The sequence below is a fragment of the Pseudomonas sp. 51_B genome (assembly GCF_017491595.1).
Lineage (GTDB): Bacteria > Pseudomonadota > Gammaproteobacteria > Pseudomonadales > Pseudomonadaceae > Aquipseudomonas > Aquipseudomonas promysalinigenes.
The window spans coordinates 1-516 of the sequence record NZ_JAFGYW010000191.1; the positions used below are offsets into that span (position 1 = coordinate 1).

The following is a 516-nucleotide window of genomic DNA, read 5'->3' on the forward strand; positions in this document are numbered from 1 at the left end:
GATTTGCTGATTGTGGTGGGCATGTTCCTCACAGGTTTTGATGCACCCCGGCTGAACACGCTGTTTGTCGATAAAAACCTGCGCTACCACGGGCTGATGCAGGCGTATTCGCGCACCAACCGCATTTATGACGCGACCAAGACCTTTGGCAATATCGTCACCTTTCGCGATTTGGAGCAGGCCACGGTGGATGCCATCACCTTGTTTGGCGACAAAAACACCACAAACGTGGTGCTGGAGAAAAGCTACCAGGAGTACATGGAAGGCTTTACCGATATCGCCACGGGAGTGGCACGGCGGGGCTTTATCGAGGTGGTGCAAGAGCTGCAAGAGCGCTTTCCTGACCCGGCAGCGATTGAAAAAGAGGCCGACAAAAAAGCCTTTGCCAAGCTGTTTGGCGAGTATCTGCGCCTGGAAAACGTGCTGCAAAACTACGATGAATTTGCCAGCCTGAAGGCTTTGCAGCAGGTGGATTTGACCGATGCCGCCGCCGTGGAGGCGTTCAAGGCCCAGCAC

The 516-nt window shown here is 54.7% G+C and carries 1 pseudogene; it reads left to right on the plus strand.

The features are described 5' to 3' along the window. A pseudogene (locus J5M56_RS24335) lies at positions 1-516 on the plus strand (type I restriction endonuclease subunit R); the annotation flags it as partial.